3 protein-coding genes are annotated in these 3,527 nt (G+C 71.4%); all 3 read left to right on the forward strand.

What is annotated here, in order from left to right:
- Nucleotides 1-146 precede the first annotated feature (146 nt).
- On the forward strand, nt 147-1,400 hold the full coding sequence (locus CCL05_RS41055; protein WP_086565661.1) for a TolB family protein: 1,254 nt from the start codon (nt 147-149) through the stop codon (nt 1,398-1,400).
- A gap of 105 nt (nt 1,401-1,505) precedes the next feature.
- Nucleotides 1,506-1,928, forward strand: coding sequence for a RidA family protein (locus tag CCL05_RS41060; protein WP_086565662.1), 423 nt, complete (start codon nt 1,506-1,508; stop codon nt 1,926-1,928).
- 234 nt (nt 1,929-2,162) lie between these two features.
- Entirely contained in the window at nt 2,163-3,314 is a 1,152-nt protein-coding gene (locus CCL05_RS41065) for a trypsin-like serine protease (RefSeq protein WP_208641732.1), read from the forward strand.
- Nucleotides 3,315-3,527: the final 213 nt, after the last annotated feature.

Below are 3,527 nucleotides of genomic sequence, written 5' to 3' on the forward strand. Positions count from 1 at the left end.
TAGGGGGTGTCCCGCGGGCGCGGACGGTCGATCGTGCGTGCCGGTTGTACGGAAATCAACGCATTGACCTGAGGCCGGTGGGGGCCGTTGCATGAGGGCGGGCCCCTTGCCGCGGGGGCAGGGGGACGTGTCCGCCTGGGGGAAGAATGCGTTCTGCGTTACGCGCGGCCGTCGCCGCCGTGGCATCGCTGTGCGCGGTGGCGCCGGCCGTGCCCGCCGAGGCGTCCGAGCCGAGACCGGGGCTGGAGTTCGTCGATGTCAGGGCCGACGGCGTGAAGGGGAACGGTGCGTCGTCGTATCCCGTGGTCAGCGCCGACGGCAGGCGTGTGGCCTTCCTGTCGTGGGCCACGAATCTGGCGCCCGGGGACACCGACACCACTGCCGACGTCTATGTGAAGGACCTGCGGACCGGGAAGCTCCGCTGGGTCAGTGACGTCCCGGACGGCCAGGGCGAGGAGGCGGACTTCGGGACGCCGTCGATCAGCGCCGACGGCACACGGGTGGCGTTCGCCGCGCTGGCACCCGGCACCTGGCCGCCACCGCGCGACGTGAAGCTCCCCGCCTATGTGCACGACACCCGGACCGGCCGCACCGAACGGATCGACGAGACGACCGACCCGGCCTTGCGCACGGTGTCGGAACCGGTCCTCAGCGGGAACGGACGGTATGTGACCTTCGCCGGCCGGCCGACCGGAACCGGCAACCGGTTCAGGATCCATGTGCGAGACCTCCGGCGCGGTACCGGTTCATGGATCGACCACCCGCTGCCCGGCGGCGAACAGAGCCTCGGCTCCCCCACGCTGAGCCACGACGGCAGCCGGGTCGCCTACATGGTGTGGGACGCGGGCACCGGCCCCGGCGCGGACCACGAGGGCGTCTACGTCCTCGACCGGCGAACGGGCGAGCGGGTCCGTGCGGACGCCGACTGCGCCGGGGATCCCGCGGACAACGGAGTCAGCGCTCCCGCGCTCAGCGCCGACGGCCGGCACGTCGCGTTCCGCTGGAAGTGCCTCACGCTGCCCTCCGGAGGCACCAGCGACACGGGGGACGTCTTCGTACGGGATCTGCGACGGGGAACCCTGCGGCACGTCCTGGGGCCGCGGTCGCAGTACGCCACGCACAGCGGCCGGCCGAGCGCGGACGCCCGCCGGATCGTTTTCGCCGCGTACGAGTCGGAGGCCGGCCAGCGGCCCCGCCAGGTGGTCTACCTGCGTGATCTGCGCACCGGCAGGGTGGACCTGGTCAGCGCCCGCCCCGACGGCACGGTGAACCAGCGGCCCGCGGCCCATCCGACCATCGACGCCCGGGGCCGCGTCGTGGCCTTCGACGGGGAGCGGCTCGACCTCCAGGGCGAGGACGGCTTCAGCGAGCGACAGGCGTTCGTCACGCGCGTGCGCTGAAGGGGTTCAGTGGTGGAATGCCGTACGCAGTCCGGGAGTTGGGGAGGAGTGCCAGGGTCGCCGCCGGTGTGCGGCGGCCGTACTCCACGAAAGGACAGCCCGGTCATGACGCGCGACTCGCGCACGATCACCAACCCGGCCACCCTCCACGACCCCACGCCGTTCGGCTACAGCCACGCCGTCTCGGCACCCGGCGAAACCGTCTTCATCGGAGGCCAGTACGCCTCCGACGCCACCGGCGCCCCCGTGCCCGGCGACTTCGCCGCGCAGGTGGAACTGGCCTTCGACCGGCTGCGGTCGGCGCTGGAGGGGGTCGGGCTCGGCTATGAACACGTCGTACGGCTCGGCACGTTCATCGTGGACCACGACCTCGGCAAGCTGGAGATCCTCGGCAAGGCGCTGCACGCGCGCTTCGGCGGGCGGCTCCCGGCGCAGACGCTGAGCGGGGTCGCCTCGCTGGCGCTGCCGGGGATGCTGTTCGAGGTCGACGCGGTGGCGGTACGTCCCGGCGCGCCGGGCACTGACTGATCATCGCCCGCGGTCGTCCTCCCACAGAGCGCCGTACATCTGGCACGGCACGGCCTCACGGGCCGGGGGCGGCCGGACGGGACGGGACCAGGAGATCGAGGCGTCACAACCGGCCGAAATTGGCATAGACCTTTTTTGTGATCAGGGGCTAGGCTCTGCCGCGCACATCACGAGAGCGCTCTCAAGCACTGCTGTTCCACCCCCACCCTGCTGGAACAACGAAGGGTCATTCCCTTGAGACGCACCACAACACTGCGCACCGCACTGTCCGCACTCCTCCTGCTCGGCACCTGGGCGACCGCGAGCGCCCTGCCTGCCTCCGCCGCGGATGGTCCCGCGCGCTCCACCGAAGCACCGGCCTCCCCCGGGCTCCTGTCCGCGATGCAGCGCGACATGGCGCTGACGCGGAGCGAGGCCGTGGCACGCCTGGCCGCGGAGAAGACCGCGACGGCCGTCGAACGCAAGGCGCGTAGCGCGGCCGGTTCGGCCTACGGCGGCTCCTGGTTCGACCCCGGCAGTGGCCGACTCACCGTCGCCGTCACCCGTGCCGCGCATGCCGACGCCGTACGCGCGACCGGAGCGGCCGTACGCCTCGTGCGGTACGACGCGCGGCAGCTCGACGCGGCGAAGAAGAGCATCGACTCGCTGTCCGCGCCCGCCGGAGTCGCCAGTTGGCACGTGGATCCGAAAGCCAACAAGGTCGTCGTGAACATCGTCGCCGCGCACCGGGACGACAACGATGTCCGGGCCTTTCTCGCCCGAGCCCGCGAAGCGGGCCCCGTGGCGGTGCGCCAGACCCCCACCGCACCGCGTACCTTTGCCGCCGGCACCGTGGGCGGTGACCCCTACTACACCGGCAACGTCCGCTGCTCCATCGGCTTCTCCGTGCACGGCGGCTTCGTCACCGCCGGGCACTGCGGCTCGCCGAGTGCGGCCGTGTACGGCTGGGACCGGTCCTACATCGGCAATTTCCAGGGGTCATCGTTCCCGGACAACGACTACGCCTGGGTGAACGTGGGCAGCGGCTGGTGGACCGTACCGGTGGTGCTGGGCTGGGGCACGGTTTCCGACCAGCTCGTCCGCGGCTCCGCCGAGGCCCCGGTGGGTGCCTCCGTCTGCCGTTCCGGCTCCACCACGCACTGGCATTGCGGCACCGTGCTGGCGAAGAACGAGACGGTGAACTACAGCCAGGGCGCCGTCCACCAGATGACGAAGACGAGCGTCTGCGCCGAACCCGGCGACTCAGGAGGCTCCTTCATCAGCGGCGACCAGGCCCAAGGCGTCACCTCCGGCGGCTGGGGCAACTGCAGCGGCGGCGGCGAGACCTGGCACCAGCCCGTCAACGAGATCCTCAACCGCTACGGGTTGACGCTGCACACGGCCTGATCCCTCATCAGCGCGGCCGAGCGGACTCCGTCACGGGACTGCCGACGGAGTCCGCTCGAACTTCACGTCCCGCACGGACATGACCGGATCCGGCCCGGATCAGGGGCCGTCTGCGGGCAGCGCGAGGGCCGGTCCCGGACCTCGGGCCACGGCGGTAGCGGGAAGTCCAAGATCCTTTGTCAGACAAGGCAAGGCCTAGGTGTGCTGTCCCGG

It is taken from the genome of Streptomyces africanus (genome assembly GCF_002150735.1).
GTDB classification, from domain to species: domain Bacteria; phylum Actinomycetota; class Actinomycetes; order Streptomycetales; family Streptomycetaceae; genus Streptomyces; species Streptomyces africanus.